Source organism: Shewanella pealeana ATCC 700345 (assembly GCF_000018285.1).
Classification (GTDB): Bacteria; Pseudomonadota; Gammaproteobacteria; order Enterobacterales; family Shewanellaceae; genus Shewanella; species Shewanella pealeana.
Map to the genome: position 1 here is coordinate 4864848 of NC_009901.1, position 24257 is coordinate 4889104.

The following is a 24257-nucleotide window of genomic DNA, read 5'->3' on the forward strand; positions in this document are numbered from 1 at the left end:
TTTAGCCGTTAATGACTAACTATATGCGTTAGCAGGTGCGCTAAATAGGATGAAATAACAGAAAGAGGAGATGGAATGAACTCCCCCAAAAAGAACGGCAAGAAAACGCTAATGTTATTAATACTGGCTTTTGCCCTGCCCGTCATGGCGGCAAAACTAGTACTCAGTTTCAATCTATACAATGGTGGCGCGACCAATAAAGGTCAGCTATTAGATAGCGTCAGCTATACCAATCTAGCCATGGCTAATCCTCAGCCTCAAGAGTGGCAACTGTTATATCAATTACCTCGCCATTGCGATGTCATCTGTGAAGATAGGCTCTATATCTTACAGCAGAGCCATATTGCCCTCGGCCGTAATCAAGACCGCGTACACACCATCATTATGGTTAATCAGCAAAGTGATACTGCCGCATTAACAGGCTTCGATTTTGTTACTGCCACACCATCTAAGCAGCTTAGCCAATTACTCAACCAACAAGAATTCATTATCGTCGATCCCCTCGGCAGTTTAGTCATGAGCTATCCAATAGCCGAAGATCATCAAGCACAGATCATGCAAGGCAAGGCCTTAGTCGCCGATCTACGTAAGCTACTCAAGCTTTCGCGAATTGGCTAAAGGGGGGCTTTTATGAAAAATCAGTCTATGCAGATTAAGTCGTTATTAAAAGTCACCTTAGTGTTTAACTTATGCGTCATTATGCATAGGCAAGCCTATTCCCTATTAGCCATGACCAAATCCAGCCTTATTGGAGGTGGTTACCATGCAGATTAAGTCGTTATTAAAGATCACCTTAGTGTTTACTCTGTGTGTGATTTTAATGGGTGCCTACACTCGCCTATCTGATGCGGGCCTTGGTTGCCCAGACTGGCCAGGCTGCTACGGTATGCTCAAGGTGCCTACCGAGATCCACGAGTTAAATCAAGTTCAACAGGCATTCCCAGAACATACTGTCGAAACTGAAAAAGCTTGGCTAGAGATGATCCATCGCTATATCGCCGGCACCTTAGGCTTGCTAGTCCTACTAATTTTAGTACTCAGTCTTAAGACTGATGATGCCCCTAAGAAGCTGCCTATGTTTATAGCCGCGCTCATTATCTTTCAAGCGGCATTAGGCATGTGGACCGTAACGATGAAGTTGATGCCGATTATTGTGATGGCACATCTACTGGGCGGGTTTGCGCTATTTTCACTACTGTTATTGCTCTATCTTCGCAGCAAACCACTACGGATCCCAGGTGGTGACCCTGCAGCACGTAAACTGGCTGGCTTTGCCGCTATCTGTATCGGCGTTTTACTGCTGCAAATCGTATTAGGCGGCTGGACATCATCAAATTATGCCGCGCTCGCCTGCACCACATTGCCTTTGTGTGAGGGGAATTGGGTCGACAACCTAAGCTTTGCTAAAGCCTTCTCACCTTTTCAAGGGGATCATGCCAGCTTCGAATATGGCGTTTTAGATTACCCAGCCAGAATGACTATTCATGTGGCCCACCGCGTCGGTGCCATCATTACTGCAGCCATGCTGTTGTACTTAGCATTTAAGCTCATTACCACGGCAAAATCTACCACGATACGTAATGCCGCTTGGCTACTCATGGCACTCGTGTTCGTTCAAGTGGGACTAGGGATTGGTAATGTCGTCTTACACCTGCCGCTAGGTATCGCCGTCTCTCATAACGCTGGTGCAGCACTGTTGCTGCTTACCTTAGTATTTATCAACTACGCCTTATGGCGCAAAGCATAGAGGGCCTTAAATGACAACGACTAACGCCCTGATCTTACCGCACCAATACATCGCGAGGTTTCACTAATGGCAAAACAGATCGCATTACCAAGAAGCCAAACAAGCCCGCTATTTCAATGGCGCGCCTATTATGAAATGACTAAGCCTAAAGTCGTCGCACTTATGCTGCTCACAGTTTTAGTGGGTATGTGTTTAGCCGTCCCGGGGACCGTTCCACTCGTGCCATTAATTGCTGGCATGGCAGGGATTGGCATGATGGCAGGCTCTGCCGCTGCCTTTAATCATTTAATCGATCGCCGCATCGACGGATTAATGGCTCGAACCTACAACCGCCCACTGCCTAAAGGGCGGATCTCGATAATCAAGGCGATTAGCTTTGCCTCTATTCTAGGGACATTAGGTTTCATCATCCTCTATGCCTTAGTAAATCCACTCACCGCCTGGCTCACCTTTGCCAGCTTAATCGGTTATGCCGTGGTTTATACCGCTTACTTGAAACGAGCGACGCCGCAAAACATTGTGGTTGGGGGCTTGGCTGGAGCCATGCCCCCACTGCTAGGTTGGACTGCAGTAACGGGAGAGTTTCATGGTAATGCACTGCTGCTGGTGATCATCATCTTTGCATGGACGCCGCCTCATTTCTGGGCGCTAGCGATTCACCGTAAGGCCGAATATGCCAAGGTGGATATTCCTATGTTGCCGGTTACTCACGGCGTTGAATTCACCAAAACCTGCATCTTTCTCTATACGGTATTGTTAGCCATAGCCTGTTTATTACCAGTATTAGTCGGCATGTGCGGCCCGGTTTATCTAGTAAGTTCAACCCTGCTCAGTGCTGGCTTTATCTATAAAGCTTGGCAGCTCAAGTTCCATGAAACCCCTGGGCTTGCGATGAATGTATTTAAGTTTTCTATCTATCACTTAATGCTGCTATTTATCGCTTTACTGGTCGATCATTATTTATGGGTGTAACGAGAACAAGCCCGTTACCGAGCGAGGATAAACCATGAAACTCACCTGGATAATTGCGGCCGTGTTAATGGTAGCAGCGGGCGTATACGCAAGCATACAGTTAGCTCAGCCAAAGAACTTAGCGCTGCAAACCAGCTTCGAGTATCCGGCGCCGCTGCCATTAGCGCCTTTCTCGCTAACAGATCAACGGGGCAATAGCTTTAGCAATACCGACCTGCTTGGCAAGTGGAGTCTGTTTTTCATCGGCTACACCTCCTGCCCAGATGTTTGCCCTACCACCATGGGCAAGTTGAGCTCAGCCTACCCCAAGCTCACAGACAAAGCCGAGCTGCAGGTGATTTTCCTGTCGGTCGATCCTCAAAGAGACTCTACAGAAACCTTAGAAAACTATATTAAATTCTTTAATCCCGAGTTTATCGCCGTAACCGGAGAGCATAGCCAGTTGTTTCCGGTGACTCGCAGCTTAGGTTTCGTCTATGCCATGGTAGGAAATGGCCCTGATTATCAGGTCGATCACAGCGCCTCATTTGCCTTAGTTTCACCTCAAGGGGAGAAGATCGCCATCATCAAGCCGAAATCGAGTAGTCCGGGAAAACTGCCGCAGATCAAAAATAGCGATTTAATTCATGACGTCAATGCAATTATTGATAAGTATTCCGGTTAATACACATCGTAAAATTCGAGCAAAAAAAAACGCCAATGATGACGTTTTATTTTGCTTTAAAAGCTATTCAGCAATCCACTGACCGTTTGACTTAGGCCTAATCCAAGGCTGTGAGAACCAGTAGTAACTACCTTTACTCTTACTTGGCGCGGTACAGTTATAACGTGAGCGCCCCGCAGGCAAATCAAGCTCGGCCTGAATACTAAACTCATTATCAGAGATCCAACTTGGCTTCTTAGCACCTTGTCCCTGAATAAAGCACATCAGCTGTGACGCATTGATATCACTCATATCTAGGGTCACCTTAATCTCTGGTCGCCATTGGCCTTGAGCCAACTCAGGGTTGCTATTCGTTTGAGCCAGCACAGGCATATTCAAACTATGCAGCTTTACCTTTAGGCTGTTGAGGTCGGCATAAACACCTGCTACAGGAAAGCGAGGTAACGCGGTTAATGGCGAGTATGGACCTGCCGCTCCAGATTGCTGACCAAACGCCACAAAGCCGTGCTTGTCGAGCATATCTTCAATCTGCCGATTGTATTCACCGTATGGGTAAGCCAGCATTTTCAAGTTTTGCCCTGTCGCCTTAGCAATCTCGGCTTCAGTGCGCAAAATATTGCTCTCGATACGTGCTAGCCATTGCTTATCCGTTTCGCCCGCCTCTTTACGAATAAGGTGTTCATGCCCCCAACTATGGTTGGCAATTTCCGCTCCCTCGTTAGATAGCGTGATCAGCTGCTGCCAGCTCATCATTTCGCCATACTCTTTTAGGATCGGTTCAACCGAGACAAAAAGGGTGTAGGGGAATTTATATTGCTTTAAAATGGGGTGCGCTGTATTAGCAATGCTGCGGTAACCATCATCGAAGGTGATCGCAATCGTTTTTGCTGGCAGTGCTTTCTTAGCCTTAATTGACTCCACCACAGTTGAAAGTGGCACGACGTTGAAGTTGTTTTCCGCCAGATACTGCATCTGCTCTTTAAATTGCGCAGGAGTAACACTGGTGATCGCTGGCGTACTATCCGAAACATGATGATACTGTAGGATCACCGTCGCGTGAGCCGAAAAACCTGTCAGCGCAAGTAGCGCTAGCAACACGTTTTTAACCATAAATATTAGACCTCTAAAATGATTGCCTTACTGTTAAACCCACAAAAAAACCGACAACTGTTTGCCCTCGCACTACCGATGATTTTATCAAATATCACGGTGCCATTACTGGGACTTGTCGATACCGCCGTTGTTGGACACCTTAGTAACGCCTATTATTTAGGCGGTGTGGCAGTTGGGTCAACGATTATAACCTTAATTTTGTGGTTGCTAGGATTTTTACGCATGTCGACCACGGGATTAGTCGCTCAAGCCTATGGCGCCAACGACACCCAGCAACAATTTAAACTCTTGGTACAAGCAGCAAGTCTAGCACTCCTGTTTGGTATTGCCGCTATCGCATTACAGCTACCCATAGTGAATTTAGCCATGGCGTTGTCAGATGCCAGCGTCGAAGTCGAGCGCTATTGCCGAGAGTATTTCCAGATCAGGATCTGGTCGACCCCCTTCGCCCTAATGAATTTAGTGCTTCTTGGCTGGCTCCTTGGGCGGCAGCAACCTAAGGCCGCGATGTGGCAACTGATTGTGGCAAACCTAGTAAATATCGTATTAGATGTCATCTTCGTGCTAGGTCTTGGCTGGGGTGTGAAAGGAGCGGCACTCGCCTCTGTGTTCGCCGATATCTCTGGTTTCTTAGTAGCACTCACCATGGTTCGCAGTCAGCTTGGTAAGCTAGGTGATTTTAAGTTGCTACAACTCATCAAGCAGCTTTCCCTGCAAAGCTACGCCAAGATGATGAGCCTTAACACAGACATCTTTATTCGTAGCCTATGTTTGCAAGCATCATTTGCCTTTATGACTTTTTACGGCGCAGGCTTAGGTGATAATACCGTTGCAGCCAATGCCGTATTACTCAACTTATTGCTACTCATCTCCTATGCACTCGATGGCATCGCCTATTATGCAGAGGCCGAGGTGGGTCGAGCTCATGGCCAGAAAAATAGCCGTTTAATGCAGGAATCGGTGACATTAGCCTGGGCATGGTCAGCCATTGCCGCATTAGGCTTTACGCTATTTTTTGCCCTCGCGGGTTCGCAGATTATCGCTATGTTGACCAGCATCAGTGAAGTACAAGCAGTGGCCGAACAATATCTGATTTGGATTATATTCATCCCCTTGCTCGCCTTTGGCTCCTATCTTTTTGATGGTGTCTATATCGGTGCAGCTCAGGGCAAGGTGATGCGTAACAGTATGATTCTATCTACTTTTGGCGTATTTTTCCCGGTCTGGTACCTATTAGAACAGCAGGGTAACTTTGCCTTATGGGCAGCCATGAGCAGCTTTATGCTGGCCCGCAGTGCGTTACTTTCGCTGCATTACTGGTTTAGGCTCAGACTGATTTTAAACTAGCTTTTATATTTGCTTTCTTGAGTAAGAAACAAAAAACGCGACCTAGACTTAGAGCTAGAGCCGCGTTTTTTATGCAAATTCTGCATCCAGTATTACTGGTAAGAGTGCTCACCATGCTGGTGCTCGGTCACGTCTTTAACGCCTGATAGTTCACCTGGGAACATATCAAGTAGTTGCTTCTCGATACCATCTTTTAGAGTTACATCAACCATAGAGCAACCATTACAACCACCACCAAACTGCAATACTGCAATGCCGTCTTCAGTGATTTCAACTAGCATGATGTTACCACCATGGCTAGCAAGCTGTGGGTTAATTTCAGACTGGATAACATACTCGATACGCTCAGATAATGAAGCGTCATCAGACACTTTACGCATTTTAGCGTTAGGTGCCTTAAGCGTTAACTGAGAACCTAACTGATCGGTAACGAAGTCAATTGTCGCTTCTTCAAGGAAAGGAGCGCTTTTCTCATCAACCATGGCATTAAAGCCATTAAATTCGATCTCTGTGTCATCAGCTTCAACAGCGTCTGGTGGACAATATGATACGCCACACTCAGCCTGCGCAGTACCTGGGCTGATAACAAATACTCGAATGTGAGTTCCTTCAGGCTGATCTGATAACAATTTAACAAAATGCGCCTGAGCTGCTTCGGAAATGGTAATCATGAAAACATGCTCCGTCAGGGATAAACCTGAGTGTTTTAGTAAGAATTAACCCTATAATACTCTTACTCTGCATTCCTTTGTAGCCCCCAAGGCTCACAGATTAAGAATAAATAGCGATTGCGTCACAGTTTTTTATCTTCACCTAGAGTGGTTTTGTCGCCTCCGAGCTGTTAATTTAACCGCTATATTATAAATATAATGAAAAACTCCATGCTCAGAATCTGTCTTGTTTTTTTGTGTGCTTTTTTGATCTCATCCTCCTTTTTTGCCGAAGCAAAGAAGACGCGTTTAACAGACAGCCCGCTCTATGGTGTCAACACCACTAGCCCCGAAGAGTTTTTAGGCTACCCACTCGGAGAGCGCTTACTTAGACACGACCAGATTAATTACTACCTCAAACAGATCGCCACACAAAACCCCAGAGTATCGCTAGAAAATACAGGCCAAAGTCATGAGGCAAGGCAGCAGTTAACCGCCGTTATCACCTCGGTAAACAACCAGTCAAAGCTGGATGAAATCTTAGCTCAGAGACAGCAAGTCAAATATCTAGGTAAGCAAGGTGGACCACTAATTATCTGGCTTGCCTACTCGATTCATGGCGACGAGATCAGCGGCGCCCATAGCGCACTAAAGCTTAGCCATATGCTGGCCACCAGCGAAGATAAATGGGTTAAGGAGTTACTTGAGCAAGCAGTTGTACTCATCACCCCGAGCCAAAATCCCGATGGACTCGACCGATTTTCAACTTGGGCCACTGGCTATGCCGGCAAAGTTGTTGTCAGCGACCCGAATCATAAGGAGCATAAACAGGGCTGGCCTACGGGTAGAAGTAACCATTATTTTGCCGACCTTAATCGCGACTGGCTGTTTCTACGTCATCCCGAATCTCAAGGTCGTGTCGCCCTATTTCACCGCTGGCAGCCCCACTATGTGGGCGACTTTCATGAGATGGGCCATAACTTCACTTACTTTTTCCAGCCCGGCGTCCCCGAACGCACCCATCCACTTACCCCAGCTGGCAACCAGAAGCTCACTGCAAAATTGGCCGCCTACCACCAAGCCGCGCTAGATGATAATAAGCAGAGTTACTTTAGCCGTCAGTTATTCGATGATTTCTTCTATGGCAAAGGCTCTACCTATCCCGATATCAACGGTGCCATAGGGGTCTTGTTTGAACAGGCGAGCGCCCGCGGCCAACAACAGGACTCGGTCAATGGCATAGTGCACCTGCAAGAGGGCATAGAGAATCAATATGCGACCTCAATCTCAAGCCTCAAAGGTGCCTTGGCGTTAAAGTCGGAACTAGAGCAATATCAGGCCGAATTTTTTAAGGGTAAGCATCAGAAAGCGATGAAGAAAAAGCCTCGTCAGGCAGGGCTACTACTCACGACCAACAAGGATCCAAGCCGGATCCGAGCGCTCACAGAGCTGCTCAGCCAGCACAAAATAGAATATTACTACCTCACCAATAAACTCACTCAGTCTGGCATCGATTTTGGGGTCGATAGCAGTATTTTCATCCCCAACAAACAGGCACAGAGTGCGCTACTCGAGGCAATGTTTGACGACAGAAGCGAATTTGTCGATCCGACCTTTTACGATATCTCCACCTGGGATCTGCAACATGCATTCAATCTCAACCTGCGTCGCAACGTTAAACTCGAACTCAGCGTACTCAGCCAAACACCAGCGGAATTTGTGCCTCCGAGTTGGAACAAGAATGCTGTCGCCCTACTCATAGACTGGCGTGACAGCCAAGCAGCTTTATTGCTGCAGCAATTGCTCAAGCAAGAGATCAAGGTTAAATTTGCCGCCAAGCCGTTTAGCATATTGAGCACAAATGGCGAGATAGACTTTGCTGCTGGTACTCTGCAAGTGCCGCTAAAGCAAGATAACATCTCGGCAAGCGAGATAGGCCAGCGCGTGCAACAATTAGCGCAACAGTTTAAGGTGAATGTTATCGCGGCTAATACCAGCGCCGCTAGCAAAGGCATAGATCTAGGCAGCCCTGACTTTAACCTGATAAAGCCTATTCGCCCTCTCATCGTAAGCGGTAAAGGCACCTCTGTTTCCGAGGTCGGCCAGCTATGGTATTACTTAGATAACACCTTAGGCGTCGCCACCACTCTGGTCGATAGCAAGGATCTCACGTCGATAACATTAGCCGATTACAGTCATGTGCTACTAGCCGATGGCAACTACAAAACCTTAAGCGATCGTTTTGCCCGTAAGCTGGGTCAGTTTACCTCTGAAGGTGGTGTGGTCATTGCACAAAAACGCGCACTGAACTGGCTAAGTGATTCCAACTTACTTAAAACCGATCCCCGCAGTGAGCGATTCTATAAGCAGCTGTTTGATGCCGATGGTCTCTCGTTCGAGCAGAAATCAAATTTCAGTGCCAAACAACAGATAGGTGGCGCAATCGTCGAACTGAAACTCGATACTAGCCATCCCATCAGCTTTGGCCTCAACGGCGATCGTCTGCCAGTGATGAAAAATAAGGTATTGGGCTTCTCACAAACCACCAAAGCCTTTTCTGTCGCGGCAAACTACGCCTCTGAGCCGCTACTAAGCGGCTACCTTGCTAAGGAATACCAGAATAGCTTCAGTGATTCACCGGCGATTATCGTCGAGTCACGTAACAAGGGCGCCATCGTGGCACTAGCCGATAATCTGCTGTTTAGAAATATTTGGCTTGGCTCTGAGAAAGCTTATGCCAATGCGCTTTACTTCATTCCAGCGCTGCACTAATAGCCCCTTAACTGTCACTCGATAGCTATAGCATTTAGCGGCGCCCCGGTGCCTCGGCTCTAGCCAGGCACCAAACTTGAACCTGAGTGTGCTTTCGCTGCAATAATTTCGCGATCTCCTCTACCGTCGTGCCCGTGGTCACCACATCATCGATCAGCGCTACCCGCTGCCAGTTAAACTCAGGTGAAAGCTCAAAGGCGCCTTTAAGGTTTTTACGCCGTAACCTACCCGACAATCCCGCTTGCGGCTGAGTCTCTTTCATCCTAAACAGCATATTATCGACCAGTGGTATATCGAGTCGCTTAGACAGTGCCTTAGCGATTAGCCAAGCCTGATTAAAGCCCCGTTGCCGCAGCCTGCTCTTATGTAGCGGCACGGCAATCAACGCCTGTGGCAGCTGGATAAAGCCTAAATATTCTAGATAGAGGATCCGCTGAACCAGCGCGTCCACCAGCACATCGATCACCGCAAATTGCGCCTGATACTTAACCTGTCCGACCCAGTGACCTAGGCCATGGTGATAACTGCAGGGAGCGATAACGGTTAATGGCGTCGATGCCATGCAATGACCGCAGAAAGCCATGCTTATTAGCATCTCACCGCCACAGCCCAAACAGATGGGCGTTTGATAACGGCAAGCATGCAGGCAAACGGAACAGATCCCACGATTAACCGAATCAATATGTTGATGGCACAATAAACAGCGATTGGGTAAAATTGCCGATAACCACCGAGTCCAAGGTGTTTTGCTAATAATGAAATCCTTTTCATTGTTAAGTTTCAACGTTAACCCATGAGGCCCAAAATGAGTCAGAGCCAGCTACATATCGAATCTATCGGTCAAGGGCCCGATGTTGTAATGCTTCATGGTTGGGGGGTTAACAGCGCCGTATTTACTCCACTGCAGGGCGCATTAGCCAAGTATAGGGTTCACTTCGTCGATCTGCCGGGATTTGGCCATAGCCCAGCGGTCAATGGCGATATCTACGACTGGCTAAACGCCATCTTAGAAGCGGTTCCTGAGCAAGCGATCTGGACTGGCTGGTCACTCGGCGGACTCATTGCTACATTAGCCGCCATCCATCATCCGCAGCGTGTGTCGGCGCTATGCACCATAGCCTCATCGCCTTGCTTTATGGCGGGTGAAGACTGGCCGGGGATCCCGGAAAAGGTATTGAGCCAATTCGCCCAACAGCTGACTCAAGATCTCGATAAGACCATCGAACGCTTTCTTGCTATCCAAGCCATGGGTAGCGAAACCGCCAAGGGCGATATCAAACAATTACGTGAGTTAGTGCTTACTAAACCTCAGGCTCAACAGACAGCTCTGGCCCAAGGATTAGCGATGCTTGAACGGGTCGACTTACGTGCCGAGTTATCTCAAATCAACCAACCTTGGCTAAGAGTCTGGGGACGATTAGATGGGTTAGTGCCGCGCAGAATGATAAAAGCCATGCCACAGCTGCCGCAAAGCCAAGACCTATTACTTCACAAGGCCTCTCACGCGCCGTTTATTAGCCACCAGCAAGAGTTTCTCGACGGCTTCAATCTATGGCTCGACGAGCAAGTCTAGTTAAAACAACAAATTTGTTATTCTAAATTTGCTCAATCTAAAGCTAACCAGTCTAAATAGTTAGCTTTATTTTTCGCCTGCGATTGGTTAATATTTAAACATAACTTTTCGCGGGTAATTTTATGTTAGTGGTGACCAACTATCCCAACGTGCCGATTGCAACATCTAATGCTGCAACCGATTCTGCGCGCACAGATAGCCAGCAGCGCCCGCCTATTATTCCTCCGCAGCAGCCAACCAAAGGCCATGAAGAGCGTGCCTTTAATCCACAGCATGAGCGCACGGCCGATCAAACTCAGACCCAAGCTAAGCTGCGCGATTCGGTGCAAAACAAACAGCAAGGTCAGTCTCAACAACAAGAGCAATCAGGCCAAGAAAAGCAGAAACAGAGTAACGCACTCAACTTAAAACAGCTTCTTAGCCAGCGTGGTCCACTCAAGCGCAGCGATATAAAAATCCCCGAGCAAGCCGTTGCCAGTCCGGAAGTAAAAAGTGACAGCAAGCTAAGCTTGCCCAATGAAACGCTACAGTTTTATCAAGCGTTTGGCGTCCGAATTGAAGCGTTTTACCATCAGCGCACTAAGCCTGATAGCCCGTCAGACTTTTTAGCAACCGCATAAAAAAACCGACAAACTCAGTTGTCGGTTTTTTTGTATCGCGATTTTCGCTTTATCGATTACTTCTTCAGTTTAGCGAACGCATCGGCAAAGGCATTACCCATAGCGGCATTAGCCTGCTGCTTAGGTTTGTGAGTCTTTTGCTGGCCACGCTGCTGATTAGCGCCTTTATTAGGGGCACCTTTGTTTTGGTGGTTTGCTGGACGCGGCGCACTCTTAGGTGCATCGCCAGCCTTATCATCGAGGCGCATACTTAGGCCGATACGGCGACGTTCTGCATCAACTTCCATGACCTTAACTTTAACGATATCACCGGCTTTAACCACCTTGTGCGGATCGTCAATAAACTTGTCGGTCATCGATGAGATATGGACTAAACCATCTTGATGCACGCCCACATCGACGAAAGCACCGAAGTTAGTCACGTTAGTTACCACACCTTCTAAGATCATATCCAGTTTAAGGTCTTTGATCTCTTCAACGCCCTCTTTAAAAGTGGCGGTTTTAAATTCACCACGAGGATCGCGTCCCGGCTTATCCAGCTCGGCGAGAATATCTGTCACTGTGGGCAGACCAAATTCACTGGTGATAAAATCTTTGGCTTCTAGCGCCTTAAGTAGCTCTGAGTTACCGATTAGCTCGGCAACCGACACACCTTTAGCCGCTGCAATCGACTCAACTAATGAGTAGGCCTCTGGATGCACCGAAGAGCCGTCGAGTGGGTTATCCCCTTCACTAATACGTAAGAAGCCCGCTGCCTGCTCATAGGCTTTAGGCCCAAGGCGTGCCACTTTAAGCAGCGCTTTACGGTTGTTGAAACGGCCTTGCTCGTCACGATGGGTCACAATGTTACGTGCCAAGGTTTTATTAAGACCCGCAACCTGAGCCAGCAACGCAGCAGATGCCATATTCACATCTACGCCTACGCCATTCACACAGTCTTCGACAACCGCTTCTAGCGAGCTTGATAACTGACTCTGGCTTACATCGTGTTGATACTGACCCACACCAATCGCCTTTGGCTCAATCTTCACTAGCTCGGCTAATGGATCTTGCAGACGACGAGCAATCGATACCGCGCCGCGGATCGAAACATCGATATTCGGGAACTCTTCCGAGGCTAGCTCAGATGCTGAATACACTGAAGCGCCCGCTTCGCTGACCATAATCTTAGTCAGTCTAGGTAGCTCAGCCTTTACTTGGCTGATCAGATCGGCAGCTAGTTTATCGGTTTCACGTGAGGCTGTACCGTTACCGATAGCAATCAACTCAACCTTATGCATCTTCACAAGGTTAGCTAAGGTTCTTACCGACTTATCCCACTGGTTTTGTGGGGCATGCGGGAAGATAGTCGTGTGTGCCATCAACTTGCCGGTGTCGTTGACGATAGCGACTTTCACACCTGAGCGAAGACCCGGATCTAAACCTAGGGTCGCTTTAGCACCGGCAGGAGCTGCCATCAATAGATCGCCTAAGTTGCGGGCAAAAACCTTAATTGCTTCTTGCTCAGCGGTATCACGCATGCGACCAAGAAACTCAGTTTCCATTTGCAGGGCGATTTTAACTTTCCACGTTGCCGCAACAACGGTCTTTAACCATGTATCAACGGCGCTATCTGTTAAGCCTAACTTAAAGTGCTCGATAATAATCACTTCACAGTAACTAGCTTGCTTAGGCTCTTGATGCGGATCGGCATTGATATTGAGGCTTAACATGCCTTCATTACGTCCGCGTAGCATGGCAAGTGCACGGTGAGATGGCACTTTAGTCAGCTTTTCAGAGTGCTCGAAGTAATCTCTAAACTTAGCGCCCTCTTTCTCTTTACCTTTAACCATGCGGCTTTCAAACACAGCATTTTGTTCTACTTGTACGCGAATTTTTTGCAGTAATTCGGCATCTTCAGCAAAACGCTCCATCAAGATAAAGCGTGCACCATCGAGTACCGCCTTAGCATCGGCAAAGCCGGCCTCGGCATTGATATATTCGCTAGCAACCGCTTCGCAATCTACCTGTCGGTTTGCCAACAGGTAGTCAGCCAAAGGCTCGATCCCCGCTTCAATGGCGATAAGGCCCTTGGTACGGCGTTTTGGCTTGTAAGGTAAATAGAGATCTTCTAGACGCGTCTTACTATCTGCTGCATTGATTGCCGCTTGCAACTCAGGTGTTAACTTACTCTGGGCTTCGATGCTCGATAAAATCACGTTACGACGATCATTCAGATCACGTAGATAACCTAAACGGCTGTATAGAGTACGCAATTGCGCATCATCTAAGCCACCAGTGGCTTCTTTACGGTAACGTGCGATAAACGGCACTGTTGCGCCATCGTCGAGTAATGAAATGGTATCGATAACTTGTTGCTGACGAACGTTCAGTTCTTCAGCGATGAGCTGTGCAATATTTTGCATAAGATAGAGGTCGAGCCTAGTTGATAAAGGGGATTTTGCCAAAGATACCACAGCCCATGGCATTGGTTAATGCTAATACTGCGACAAATAGTGCAATTGAGCACTGAAACCCACTAAGGTATTAGTGGGTCAATCTCATTCGGTGTTATTTGACTATTCAAAGCCTTGATATGAGATGCGATTGATATACCAAACCTGCTCACCTGTCGGCGTCTTGATCACGGCTTCATCATCGACCTCTTTCTTCAACAAACCACGGGCCATTGGCGAGTCGATGGAGATATAGTCCTTACGACCAAAGATCTCATCATATCCGACAATCTTAAACGCTAGCTTGTTGCCATCATCATTCTCGATTTCAACCCAGGCGCCAAAAAACACCTTGCCCTCTTGTGCTGGCGAATAGTCGACAACTTGTACATTTTCTAGGGTTTTACGTAGATAACGTACTCTGCGGTCTATTTCACGCAGCTTTCGCTTGTTGAAGGTATAGTCGGCATTCTCACTTCTGTCACCTAAGCTCGCAGCCCAGCTTACAATTTTGGTGATTTCAGGGCGATGTTCACGCCAAAGATAGTTCAACTCTTTTTGCAGTTTCTCGAAACCTTCACGAGTGACGATTGCGGTTCTCATAGCTTCTACTTTTTAAAGGGGGGAGTAACAGTTCATGGGCAAAAATAATAGCATAAATCCAGCAAAGCTTAGCTAGAGGTATTGAGCTTATCGAGCCAATAGCTAGCTATGTCAATTTACTTACAATTTAAACTTGCTGACAAAGAAGCATTAAATACGCTTATATTCAAAAACTTAGACCAAGCATGCTTATGTTTAAGATCAGGCTTAGTGGCATTAGCAAAAATGCCTGCTAGTCATTAACATATTAAAACAGCTATATTAGAATGAATCACATTCAATATCAGCTATTTGCCTACTAATACAGAGTTGGCCGCCGAGTTAAAAGGACCTTAAGCATGGGACACGAAACCTCAAAAATTCTCGTCGTCGACGATGATATGAGACTACGCGCATTACTAGAACGTTACTTGATGGAGCAAGGTTATCAAGTGCGTAGCGCCGCCAATGCAGAACAGATGGATCGCCTACTCGAGCGAGAAAACTTCCACCTGTTAGTACTCGATCTAATGCTTCCCGGTGAAGACGGCCTGTCTATCTGTCGCCGACTTCGTCAAACTGGCAACCCAATTCCTATCGTGATGTTGACCGCAAAAGGCGACGAAGTAGATAGAATCATCGGCCTAGAGTTAGGTGCCGATGACTACTTGCCAAAGCCCTTTAATCCACGAGAGCTATTAGCCCGCATTAAAGCCGTTATGCGTCGTCAAACCCCCGAGGTGCCAGGTGCTCCAACCCAGCAAGAAGAAGAGATCACCTTTGGTGAATACTCTCTAAACCTTGCGACCCGTGAAATGCATCATGGCGAAGAGAGCATCGCACTGACTAGCGGCGAATTTGCCGTGCTTAAAGTGCTTGTCAGCCATCCAAGAGAGCCCCTTTCACGTGACAAGCTGATGAATCTGGCACGTGGCCGCGATTACTCGGCACTAGAGCGATCAATTGACGTGCAAGTTTCACGTCTGCGTCGACTCATTGAAAAAGATGCTGCCAACCCGCGCTACATTCAGACTGTGTGGGGCTTAGGTTATGTATTTGTGCCAGATGGCCAGTCACGCAAATAACTCGGCAACAATAATTAAGTGATAATGACTAAGTGATAATGACTAAGAGATAATGACTAAGTGACAATGACTAAGTGACAATAGTTAAGTGACTATAAACAAACGATGGTGGCAATAGTTAAGTGGCTATAAATAAACGATGGTGGCAACGCTTTTTGCCACGCAGCTCCTTCAGCCAAACCGTAATGCTAATTGGCTGTTTGCTGCTCACCAATCAGCTAGTGTCCTACATCTCTGTTGCCGTTTACTTCATTAAACCCAGCTATCAGCAGATAAACCAGCTGATAGCGAGACAAGTGAAACTGCTTTTCGTCGATGGGGTCGATATCGGCCGCGAACACCTCACCATAGTCGATGCCCTTAACGCTAAAGTGCGCGATGACACCATGCAGTTTTATAACCAGAAGCAAGCTCGCCAAGCTGGCATCGAGCGTACCACTTACTACAGCTTCTTATCTTCCCAAATGTCTGAATATCTAGGTGGCGAGGCTGAAGTGCGCATCGCTCAGGGAGAAGAGTTTGAGATCTGGATCCGCCCACCTCAAGCCCCCTCTATCTGGATTAGAGTGCCACTGACTGGACTCAACGAAAAAAATCTATCGCCGCTAACACTATATTTGATGGTCATTGGCGCGTTAAGTGTGGCCGGAGGATGGTGGTTTGCTCGCCAGCAAAATCGTCCGCTTAGACGACTGCAAAAAGCGGCCATCGCCGTGTCTCGTGGTGACTACCCTAAGCCGCTACCATTAAGTGGCTCGACAGAAATTGTCGAAGTGACCAACACCTTTAACCAGATGTCTCACAGCATGAAGCAACTGGAGCAAGACAGAGCCCTGCTGATGGCCGGGATCTCTCACGATCTGCGCACGCCTCTGACCCGTATCCGACTCGCATCAGAGATGATGGTGGAGGAAGATCAATATCTGAAAGATGGCATAGTTAACGATATCGAAGATATGGACGCCATCATCAATCAGTTTATCTCTTACATCAGGCAAGATCAGGAAGGCACACGGGAACTTGAGCAAATTAACATTCTAATTCAGGATGTTATTCAGGCAGAGTCTAACCGTGAAGGCGATATTGAATCAGAGTTAGTAACCTGCCCTATCGTGCCAATGCAAGCTATTGCCGTCAAACGTGTGATCAGTAATTTAGTCGAGAATGCCTACCGTTATGGTAACGGCTGGGTGCGCATTAACTCACAATTTAATGGGAAGTATGTTGGCTTTAGCGTCGAAGATAACGGCCCAGGTATTGACGAAGAGCAGATCCCCAAGTTATTTCAACCTTTCACCCAAGGCGATACGGCTCGCGGCAGTGTTGGGTCAGGTTTAGGCTTAGCAATCATCAAACGAATTGTCGATAGACACCAAGGCAAGGTGATCCTCACTAATCGCAGCGAGGGCGGATTACATGCTCAAGTCTGGTTGCCAATAGAATAGCCATTAATGTAATCGTCATAATCAGAATCGATTTTGTTCAAGTCATTTAAAATAAAGACTAATCTGTAATTTATTTGTAACGAAAAAGCCATATTCTAGCGCCATCTCAAGTATTTGGCATTCAAGATGAAAATCTCAACGCTCTCCCTTTCAGCCTCAATTACACTGTTACTCATTGCGGCGTTACTGGCTTCGGTGGTGCTGTGGAGCAACGACAAACGCCAACTCATCGAACAACAGACCTTGCAACTGCAACAGATCCAACAGAGTTTTTTAGTCGAGATAAGACGTGAACTCGATAGCTATTTATCTAGCGGAGACAGCAATAAGCTTAACAGCGCTAAAGTTAAACTTGAGCATATGCAGACGCAAATCGCTTCACTAAACGACCTAAAAACCACACAACTACAGCAAGTTGTAATAGCCTTTACCCAAGCCTTAGATAGTGATTACCGGGCTGCGGGGAAGTTAGCAGGCAACCCAAGACAGCTATTAGCCCACGCCGAATCAGAGATGCTTGATTACAATGCACGCTTAGCGGATTACGCCATCATAGGATTAGACGAACATCCGGCACTCGCCAATGAATACTTAAAGCTAACCCGGGGTTTACCGCCGCTAATCTATAACTTGTCGCAGATCAGTGAGAGTTACCTTGTCGGCAAAGAAGATCGACTCAAGTCGATATTAAAGAGCCAAGTCACCGAACTAAATGAGTGGAATGCTCGGCTCAATTCTCTCGCGTTAATCGGAGTTTATGAGGTACTTGAAACGGACGAGTTTACCCTTGGCGAAGATGAACCAGAAACCATAGAAATAGGAGAAGATGCGAGAGCCGAACTCCTTAGCCTGAGTAAACGCTACAGTAAAGAGATCGATAACACTCACGCCTTAATGATTGATAATCAACAATCACAACAATCATTAATTCAAGATATTAGCGTTATAGAGCAACAGTTATTAGCGCTAGGCATTCAACAGCAAGAGCAGAATGTGATCCTGAAACAAGAACTGATGTTTGCCATCTATACCATGGTCTCCATCTTGATTATTTTTGCCGCCAGTTACCTCATTTTATTGCAGCGCCGGGTAGTTAATCCGCTAAAACAACTCAGCAACGCATTCCACAAGCTCACCGAATCAAATAGTCGCGAACGCATCCCTATTCTCAGGCGCTGTGAAACGGGACAAATAGCCGCTTATTTTAATCAGTTACTCAATCGCTTTGAAAGTGAAGATGAGTTACAACGACAACAGATGACACAAGTCTCTGATTCGCTAACTCAACTGGTTAATCGCATTGATCATATTTCGGCAAGCACAGAGCAAACTCAACAAGTCGTCCTAACGGCACAGCAGCAGACCGAACACATTCGTTCCTTAGCCAAAGAGGTGTGTGACACCTCAGAGAAAGTTGAACACAGTGCTCTACAAACGCAACTGCAGATGCAACAAAGCCAACAAGAGGCACAGGCTGTACTCGATGCTACCGACGAGACCCGCTCTGCCGTAGACCATTGTCATCAAGCCTTAACTAGCCTATCGATTTCGGTTGCCGATGTGTCGCAAATCATCGATGTTATCGGCAATATTGCCGCGCAAACAAATCTGCTAGCACTAAACGCTGCTATCGAAGCCGCCAGAGCAGGGAAGCAGGGCCGCGGATTTGCCGTCGTGGCTGAAGAGGTGCGTAACCTATCTCAACGCACTCAAATATCGCTGCAAGAAATAATGGACATACTCAAGCAACTCACTCAAGCCAACGGCGATTTGGGTTCTAGAGTGGAAGGGATTAAGGATGCCACCGAAGTACAGAGATCTCGTGCAAATAGCCTGTGGCAAGTCGCCCAAAGTGTACAAACACAAGCCAGTGAAATGGCCATTACCGCCCAACAAGGCGCCCGGCATACTCAACAGCAAGTCCGTCATTTAGATGACTTTGCCAACGCAATGATAAGCCTGAAAAATCACGCCAAGGCAGCATCAGAGCAATCTGGCGTTATCGCCGCGGAGGTTCAGCAGAGTGTTGAAAATATCGGTAACAGCTTAGGGGTCAAGGTTGTTTAGGCAACGGTAGTGGGCTTTACTGCCTTCAATGAATCATAAGTGACGCAATAATATAGTGCCGGCAACTTATAAGCCTCTCAAAATCTAAAGCCTCAACACTTTCTAATTAGGGGCGCGACTTCGGGTCTTTCATACTTACCCAGCGCAAAACTCTTAAAAGAATTATAAAGAAACTCTATTAAGTAATTAGTTTCCTGCGAACCATAGCGTGTCTTACTAATATAAAGGCGATAGTTACATTCAACTTCATCAAGCGCAGGCGGCGCCTTGAGCAAAGTCAATCCAGAGAGATCCTTAGGTAGAGACACTGCTGAAGTATAGGTAATCGCATTACTGCCCTGTAACGCACTGAAAATACTATTCACATAGCCTAATCGCCCGACAAGATTCGCTTTAAGCCCATGGTTTTTAAGCACGGTTTCCATAACTGAGTGACCATTATTATTCCATCCAGCCAAGTCATTTAAAATTACCGGATACATTGCCAGATCTTCAAGAGTTACCTCTCCTTGTGACACCAGAGGGTGGCCGTCACGTACCACACATAGACGATAGCAGGGGACAACCTCGAGATCATAAATTCCTTTGATGCCGCTTTGCATTATGTGCAGACCAAAGTGTACGGCGCCACTGTCTAAATCTTTCAGTGCATTAAGGTACCAAGGACGAGCACACAGGTTTACCTTAGGCAAAGCTTTCTGCAGATCAACAAATAACTCCCCAAACCAACCACAGGCAGTATCATCAGCAATTAAACTAAGCTCCCGCTCAATATGAGTTGCCTCAAAATCATTGCCGTGGATCAACTCCTCTTCAACACGATTAATTAAGTCTTGAGCAAAATGACCGACTTGAAGACATCGCTCCGTAGGCTTAAGCCCTTTCCCCGTTCTTACAAACATCTCATCAGAAAATATGCTTCGCACGCGACGCAGATGGTAACTGATCGTCGATTGACTCATACCAAGCTCATCCGATGCTACGCAAGCGTTTCCATGCTTGATAAGACAGACGATTAGCTGAAGGTGAGCAACAGAAAGATCTTTAGCACTCTCATTGGTGTTCATCATACTTCCTTGGGATCTTTAGCAGGTATGGTTAGATATTAACCGTAAGAATATAAGCAAAGTAGCACCCAATACGTTATCTCATAAGGTGTTCACATATATTGAAAAGTTGGGATATGGGATACTCATTATTTATAGCTAAGTGTTTATAGCTAAAGATGTAAATGAGTATCCCACTCATCCTAGAAGTTATACCCCGCTTCGAATAGCAACTCTCCACCACCATTGAGTGCGCCACCCCAGCTTTGCCTATGCTTATATAACGTGCTGACAAACAACTGAGAATTGAACCTGTAATCTATGCCAATAATGGCCTGATGGCCGTATGAATCGAATCCAAATACCTCTCTATGTTCATCGCTTCGATTGAATTGAGCTTCGTAATAAGCTTTAGCAAACCAATTTGATGTCAAAGGGTAGCCCAGCATCATAGTCACCGCTCCACCCGAAGCCCCATTAAATGATTTTCCAGTAGGAGAAAAGCTACCGTAGGCATATTGTGCTCCGATACCCACTGTACCTTTGAGTTTGCCAACGGCAACATCATAGGAACCACCCAGATAGAAGTTTTGCTCCATCCAAGGTTTGTTGGCACAGGTAAACGACTGGCCCCAAATATTAAACGGCGAATCGCCAAGGTTATAATCCAGCTTTAGCCAAGCTTTAGTTGTTGCGCCTGCATCCTCGCCTTTCTGATTTTCAGAGCTGTCTAGTGGGTTTTCAAATCTCAACCACCCCGTGGCGCTTCCCCAATCAGCGACTGTTGTATGTCCTAATACAAAATAAGCCTGATCATAAAGATTAGGATTTTTGTCTTCTGCATCGAGTAAATACTCATATCCAAGAATCACATTATTTTGCTGGAAATGAACTTCTGCGCTAACAGAACTGATGCCGCCAATTCCCAAGAGTATTGCTAAGACAGATTTTGATAGTTTCATTGCGAACCTCCTAAATTAACGGGCTCTTACGAGCCCGAAATTCATTGTTTTTACAAACCAAATTGGCTAGTAGGGTTCACAATAATTGCGCGATAGTGTGGAGAGTTTGCCTTATCTGACAGAACGTCTATCTCCACCTTTACCTTCATATCGTCATAACCGATCTCATTAATTCGGCCAATGGTGCGCTCGCCTGGAGTATAGAGGTGAACTGAACCACCAAAACCAAACATGGTGTTCTTATCTTCCATATACTCCACGTTAGACGTGATCGGGCTGTACCAGTCATAACCACGATCTTTACCGTATTCCCATGTCTGCTGCACAGTCATGTTTTCGTCGTCAATTTTGTATTCGACGAAACGGGTATACTTCATAGTTGGTAGGGCTGGTTGCTCATGGGCACGACCGTCACCATTATCCAGAACCGTCAGATTGCCTGTGGTGTTATTTAGCCATGCCGTGTGCTGAGTGTAGGTAAAGTCGAAGTCACCATCACACACACCTTTATCGGTACACTTGATAGGCTTACCATTCTTATCCACTGGCTTAAGCAGTTTCTTTGAAAGCTCTTTGTTCCAACCTTCATAAGGTGCCAAGATCCACTTCACTTCCTTATCACGAGTCACTTTGGCTACACCTTGATGACGGAAAGAAAGGATAATAGAGTCATCTTTTGGATCATATTCAATAGAGTTGATGTGAGCCCAGTTACGACCGGGGGCAATACCTGGAATATCGCCATAAGGGGCATCAATTTCCATTTCTGCAGTTTGACCCATCTGATCGATATCGACGTTCAAACAAACCGCTCCCATATCTAAGGCTTCAAGCAATGCATCACGATATGGATCCATAATTTCGTTCAGGTTCCACACATCAACCAAGTTACCCTGTTGGTCAATCTGTAAAATATGGTCTCGTACGGTATGAACGATATCGCCTTGAGGGTTTTTATAGTTAGCCTTAGCCGCACGAACTAAAGAGTGGCCATTTGGCATGATGTTATGTTCATGGGAGGCGTCAACATATCCACGTGGCAAGCGACGTTGTTCAAAGTTACCTAACAAGTCAAAGGTGCCGTACTGCTGGCCTTGAACAAAGGTAATACGGCCTTCACCATTATCATGCAGTCCCATCAAGTATCCACGCTTGTTTACATCGATTCCTACACCGTCATAAACCGCATCCTGATCTAACCACCAGCGAATATCACCATTTGTATCAACGACATAAGTCATAGGGGCGTTATCGAATGGTAATGAACCCATGGCTGGCGAAGATTCAAATATACCTGCATCTTTACTCTTTTGACCTGACCAATGCAGATCTGAACCTTGCTGGTTGTAAGTATGGCTGTTGACCATATACAAGCGGTTTTCAAAGCCTTTGGCAACCTTCTTCACCTGAACTTCCTGCATAACAGTGATATTTCTGTTATCCATATATTCGTTAGTGATAGGTCCGGTTAGCACCTTATAGTCTTCTTTGACCTTTTTACCGTCTAGGTTGTATTTCACTGTCACTTGGTTGCTGTGATCAGCATATAAACCAAACAAGGGAATACCGTCATGGGTATTGATTGTTTGCTGACCCACAGGGTAACTAATATCAACTCCTTTATTGCCCTTACCATGGACTGTTACCGTCACATCGGTTGGGCGCTTACTGCCCAAATCTAATACCGCAGTTAGAGGTGAGTTACCATACGGATTAACAAGCACCGCACCTAGTTGGCCCGCTGCAGGTGCTGGTTTAAAACCAGCGGCATTTGATTCAAAAGAAACAACTGACTGAAATAATGCAGCAACAATAGCTGCAGTTAAAATATTACGTTTCATGACTTCTCCAATTAATAATTATTTTGTAATCACTGTAATCAACCCTAAAAACAATAATTAACTAGAACAACTTTATTTGAGAATGATGTCACAATAATCAAAGCACCAACTTTTTTCATCACCACAATATAACGACCAACAAATAAAAAACCATGAATTAAAGAAATGCGAATTTACATATCGATTATATAAATAACATAAAACAATGAACTTTATACATCTAAAACTTATCATTCATGAGAGTTTCAGCTAATAAAAGATAAACCAACAGGGATCAAACCTTATGGAAAACCAATGTTAAAAATATCTAAAAACCATAAAAAACAATAAAAAAACATCAACAAAATCAAGGTAACCACATATAAAACAACACATTACGGCCGCAGCAAAGGAAACCAATACAGAATGAACAGATCCAATGATATTGATTTTTTCCATAAACATAATTCAAAAACTAAAAATTGAATATCAAACTCCAGCCGACTTAAAATTAATAACACTTATAAATAGGACTGCAAATAAAACGTGACCACCATCACAATCAATATATGTCATTTAAAAATAAGATAGTAACGAAATAGCCAGCACCCAATATTAATCAAATTAAAACCTTATAGTTATAACAAACAATGACGTTTTATTTTTACATCGACAAAAACAATAACTATTAACAATATAAGTTTTCAAAATCCAACAAATTTAATATATCTTTGGAGATAACATGAAAAAAACACTTACCGCCATCGCAGCAACTCTATTTCTATCATTTGGTGCCCATGCAGCAACAGAGGGAGTTGAGTACCAAGTATTACCGGAAGTGGCTCAATTTAACGCCCCAAACCAAGTAGTGAAGATCTACTCGATTAACTGTCCTTTCTGCTACAAGTATGAAAAAGCAGGTATTCCTAACGATAAGTTAATGCCTGCTGGCAGCACTTTGGATCAGTACCATATCACCAGTAAACCACCTTTTGGCGTAGAGAAATCAACGGCATTGGCCATCGCTAAAGAGATCAAAGGCGAGAAGACATTCAAGCAATTAAAGGACAAGTACTACGACCAGTACCACGTCAAGAAGGTCAAATTTAAAGATGCCGATTCTACCATTGCATTTACCCTCGATACATTAGGCATGAGCCGCGCCGAGTTTGATACTTATGCTAAAGACCCAAAAGTAAAACAGCTAATGACCAAATGGGACCAAGGCGTTGAAGTCGCGAAAATTCAAGGGGTACCCGCAATTACCGTCAACGGCAAATACCTGATCAACACCAAATCAATCCGTTCGATGGATATGCTCAAAGAGCTTATCGCTGAACTGTCTGCTAAGTAAGGG

General features: G+C 45.9%; 21 protein-coding genes. 13 read left to right on the plus strand and 8 right to left on the minus strand.

Annotated features, from left to right (window positions below):
• The first annotated feature begins 75 nt into the window (after positions 1-75).
• The 5 genes from SPEA_RS21020 (at position 76) to SPEA_RS21035 (ending at position 3383) form a co-directional block, all read left to right on the plus strand.
• Positions 76-618 (plus strand): redox-active disulfide-containing membrane protein, encoded by a 543-nt coding sequence (locus SPEA_RS21020; protein WP_012157194.1) that lies wholly within the window; start codon positions 76-78, stop codon positions 616-618.
• Positions 619-630: 12 nt separating this feature from the next.
• Positions 631-774, plus strand: a complete 144-nt coding sequence (locus SPEA_RS23315) for a hypothetical protein (RefSeq protein ID WP_190272086.1) — start codon at positions 631-633, stop codon at positions 772-774.
• Positions 764-1747, plus strand: a complete 984-nt coding sequence (locus SPEA_RS21025) for a COX15/CtaA family protein (protein WP_012157195.1) — start codon at positions 764-766, stop codon at positions 1745-1747. Before SPEA_RS23315 ends, SPEA_RS21025 begins: the two co-directional genes overlap by 11 nt.
• A 66-nt stretch (positions 1748-1813) precedes the next feature.
• The gene (gene cyoE, locus SPEA_RS21030) at positions 1814-2719 is read left to right on the plus strand and encodes a heme o synthase (protein ID WP_012157196.1); all 906 of its coding nucleotides are present in this window, start codon (positions 1814-1816) and stop codon (positions 2717-2719) included.
• Positions 2720-2753: 34 nt separating this feature from the next.
• Positions 2754-3383: an SCO family protein gene (locus SPEA_RS21035; RefSeq protein ID WP_012157197.1), complete on the plus strand. Its 630-nt coding sequence runs from the start codon at positions 2754-2756 to the stop codon at positions 3381-3383.
• Positions 3384-3446: 63 nt separating this feature from the next.
• On the opposite strand, the gene SPEA_RS21040 is transcribed toward SPEA_RS21035, so the two are convergent.
• Complete coding sequence (locus SPEA_RS21040; RefSeq protein ID WP_012157198.1) at positions 3447-4493, minus strand: polysaccharide deacetylase family protein; 1047 nt, start codon at positions 4491-4493, stop codon at positions 3447-3449.
• Between the two features lie 18 nt (positions 4494-4511).
• Here SPEA_RS21040 and SPEA_RS21045 point away from each other — a divergent pair, with 18 nt between their 5' ends.
• Positions 4512-5843: an MATE family efflux transporter gene (locus SPEA_RS21045; protein WP_012157199.1), complete on the plus strand. Its 1332-nt coding sequence runs from the start codon at positions 4512-4514 to the stop codon at positions 5841-5843.
• Positions 5844-5935: 92 nt separating this feature from the next.
• Here SPEA_RS21045 and nfuA read toward each other — a convergent pair whose 3' ends face one another.
• Positions 5936-6514, minus strand: coding sequence for a Fe-S biogenesis protein NfuA (nfuA, locus tag SPEA_RS21050; protein ID WP_012157200.1), 579 nt, complete (start codon positions 6512-6514; stop codon positions 5936-5938).
• Positions 6515-6724: 210 nt separating this feature from the next.
• Between nfuA and SPEA_RS21055 the strand changes: the two genes are divergently transcribed.
• Positions 6725-9265, plus strand: coding sequence for a M14 family zinc carboxypeptidase (locus SPEA_RS21055; protein WP_041411152.1), 2541 nt, complete (start codon positions 6725-6727; stop codon positions 9263-9265).
• Positions 9266-9299: 34 nt separating this feature from the next.
• Here the strand turns inward: SPEA_RS21055 and SPEA_RS21060 are convergent, their stop codons facing one another.
• Positions 9300-10049 (minus strand): ComF family protein, encoded by a 750-nt coding sequence (locus tag SPEA_RS21060; RefSeq protein WP_012157202.1) that lies wholly within the window; start codon positions 10047-10049, stop codon positions 9300-9302.
• 21 nt (positions 10050-10070) lie between these two features.
• On the opposite strand from SPEA_RS21060, the gene bioH reads away from it, so the two are divergent.
• Positions 10071-10838, plus strand: coding sequence for a pimeloyl-ACP methyl ester esterase BioH (gene bioH / locus SPEA_RS21065; RefSeq protein WP_012157203.1), 768 nt, complete (start codon positions 10071-10073; stop codon positions 10836-10838).
• A gap of 122 nt (positions 10839-10960) precedes the next feature.
• Entirely contained in the window at positions 10961-11458 is a 498-nt protein-coding gene (locus SPEA_RS21070) for a hypothetical protein (protein WP_012157204.1), read from the plus strand.
• A gap of 56 nt (positions 11459-11514) precedes the next feature.
• Here the strand turns inward: SPEA_RS21070 and SPEA_RS21075 are convergent, their stop codons facing one another.
• Together SPEA_RS21075 and greB are read right to left on the minus strand one after the other, a co-directional pair.
• Positions 11515-13863, minus strand: coding sequence for a Tex family protein (locus SPEA_RS21075; RefSeq protein ID WP_041411154.1), 2349 nt, complete (start codon positions 13861-13863; stop codon positions 11515-11517).
• Between the two features lie 153 nt (positions 13864-14016).
• The gene (gene greB, locus SPEA_RS21080) at positions 14017-14496 is read right to left on the minus strand and encodes a transcription elongation factor GreB (RefSeq protein WP_012157206.1); all 480 of its coding nucleotides are present in this window, start codon (positions 14494-14496) and stop codon (positions 14017-14019) included.
• A gap of 338 nt (positions 14497-14834) precedes the next feature.
• Between greB and ompR the strand changes: the two genes are divergently transcribed.
• The 3 genes from ompR (at position 14835) to SPEA_RS21095 (ending at position 19072) form a co-directional block, all read left to right on the plus strand.
• Positions 14835-15560 carry an osmolarity response regulator transcription factor OmpR gene (gene ompR / locus SPEA_RS21085; protein ID WP_012157207.1) on the plus strand — a complete coding sequence of 242 codons (726 nt, stop codon included), beginning with the start codon at positions 14835-14837 and terminating at the stop codon, positions 15558-15560.
• Between the two features lie 128 nt (positions 15561-15688).
• Positions 15689-17005: a two-component system sensor histidine kinase EnvZ gene (gene envZ, locus SPEA_RS21090; protein WP_041411665.1), complete on the plus strand. Its 1317-nt coding sequence runs from the start codon at positions 15689-15691 to the stop codon at positions 17003-17005.
• Positions 17006-17131: 126 nt separating this feature from the next.
• A complete protein-coding gene (locus SPEA_RS21095) occupies positions 17132-19072 on the plus strand; it encodes a methyl-accepting chemotaxis protein (protein ID WP_012157209.1) in 1941 nt (646 codons plus the stop codon).
• 92 nt (positions 19073-19164) lie between these two features.
• Here SPEA_RS21095 and SPEA_RS21100 read toward each other — a convergent pair whose 3' ends face one another.
• The 3 genes from SPEA_RS21100 to SPEA_RS21110 all read right to left on the minus strand — a co-directional run bounded on the left by SPEA_RS21100 (position 19165) and on the right by SPEA_RS21110 (position 22921).
• Complete coding sequence (locus tag SPEA_RS21100) at positions 19165-20142, minus strand: LysR family transcriptional regulator (RefSeq protein ID WP_223296538.1); 978 nt, start codon at positions 20140-20142, stop codon at positions 19165-19167.
• Positions 20143-20321: 179 nt separating this feature from the next.
• Positions 20322-21080 (minus strand): outer membrane protein OmpK, encoded by a 759-nt coding sequence (locus SPEA_RS21105; protein ID WP_012157211.1) that lies wholly within the window; start codon positions 21078-21080, stop codon positions 20322-20324.
• Between the two features lie 50 nt (positions 21081-21130).
• Entirely contained in the window at positions 21131-22921 is a 1791-nt protein-coding gene (locus SPEA_RS21110; protein ID WP_012157212.1) for an aryl-sulfate sulfotransferase, read from the minus strand.
• A 721-nt stretch (positions 22922-23642) separates the two neighbouring features.
• Between SPEA_RS21110 and SPEA_RS21115 the strand changes: the two genes are divergently transcribed.
• The gene (locus SPEA_RS21115) at positions 23643-24254 is read left to right on the plus strand and encodes a thiol:disulfide interchange protein DsbA/DsbL (protein ID WP_012157213.1); all 612 of its coding nucleotides are present in this window, start codon (positions 23643-23645) and stop codon (positions 24252-24254) included.
• The last annotated feature ends 3 nt before the right edge of the window (positions 24255-24257 follow it).